The sequence below is a fragment of the Streptomyces hainanensis genome, from assembly GCF_004348415.1.
Taxonomy (GTDB): Bacteria; Actinomycetota; Actinomycetes; order Streptomycetales; family Streptomycetaceae; genus Streptomyces; species Streptomyces hainanensis.
In genome coordinates, this window is record NZ_SMKI01000810.1 from 1 (window position 1) to 1,526 (window position 1,526).

Annotated in this window: 1 protein-coding gene; it reads right to left on the reverse strand. The window is 69.9% G+C overall.

The window, feature by feature from the left end; translation table 11 throughout:
* A partial coding sequence (locus E1283_RS36110; RefSeq protein WP_165956375.1) for a type I polyketide synthase occupies positions 1-1,526 on the reverse strand: 1,526 nt, incomplete at both ends.

The window sequence follows — 1,526 nt, forward strand, 5'->3', positions numbered from 1 at the left end:
CGTTGGTGGGGGTGTCTGTGGGTGGGGCTTGTTCGAGGATGACGTGGGCGTTGGTGCCGCTGATGCCGAAGGAGGAGACGGCCGCCCGGCGTCGGTGCTCGGTCTCGGGCCATTCCCGGGCCTCGGTCAGGAGCTCCACAGCTCCCACGGACCAGTCGACGTGCGGCGAGGGCTCGTCCACGTGCAACGTCTTGGGCAGCTGCCCGTGTCGCATGGCCATGACCATCTTGATGACGCCGGCCGCTCCGGCGGCGGCTTGGGTGTGGGCGATGTTGGACTTGACCGAGCCTAGCCACAACGGCCGGTCATGGGGCCGCTCCTGTCCGTAGGTCGCCAGCAGCGCCTGGGCTTCGATGGGGTCGCCCAAGGTGGTGCCGGTTCCGTGTGCCTCCACGACGTCGACGTCGGAGGAGGAGAGATGCGCGTTGGCGAGGGCCTGGCGGATCACCCGCTGCTGGGAGGGTCCGTTGGGTGCGGTCAGTCCGTTGCTGGCCCCGTCCTGGTTGACGGCCGAGCCACGTACCACCGCCAGGACCGGGTGGCCGTTGCGGCGGGCGTCCGACAGCCGTTCCAACAGCAGCAGACCCGTGCCCTCACTCCATCCGGCGCCGTCGGCGGCGGCCGCGAACGGCTTGCACCGGCCGTCGGTGGCCAGCCCGCGCTGCCGGCTGAACTCAACGAATGACCTCGGGCTGGACATCACCGTTGCTCCGCCCGCCAGGGCCAGAGTGCACTCGCCCTGCCGGAGTGCCTGCGCCGCCAGGTGGAGGGCCACCAGGGACGAGGAGCAGGCCGTGTCCACCGTCACCGCCGGCCCCTCAAGACCGAACGTGTAAGCCAACCGACCCGAAGCGACGCTGGAGGCGCTGCCCGTCACGATGAAGCCTTCGACACCGTCCGAGGGGGCGGCGCCGCTGCCGTAGTCCGATCCCATGATGCCGATGAACGCGCCCACCGAGGTGCCGCGCAGGGACAGTGGGTCGATGCCGGTGCGTTCGAACAGCTCCCAGGAGGTTTCCAGGAGGAGGCGCTGTTGGGGGTCCATGGCGAGCGCCTCGCGTGGGGAGATCCCGAAGAGCTCGGCGTCGAAGTCGGGGGCGTCGGCGAGGAATCCGCCGTGCCGGGTGTAGGACTTGCCCAGGCTGTCCGGATCCGGGTCGTACAGCCCCTCCACATCCCAGCCGCGATCGGTCGGAAACTCGGAGACCGCGTCCCGGCCCTCGACGACCAACTCCCACAGGTCCTCAGGCGAAGCGACCCCACCCGGATACCGACAGGCCACCCCCACGATCACGACCGGATCCTCGCCCGCCACCACGGACGCCGGAGCCGCGACAGGCACCGGCCGCACCGCACGATCGCCGACGAGCCGGGTCAGCAGATACTCGGCGAGTGCCGCGGGTGTGGGGTGGTCGAAGATGAGGGTGGCGGGGAGGCGTTGTCCGGTGGTGGTGGTGAGGCGGTTGCGGAGTTCGACGGCGGTGAGTGAGTCGAAGCCGAGTTCTTTGAATGCTTGGTCGGTGGTG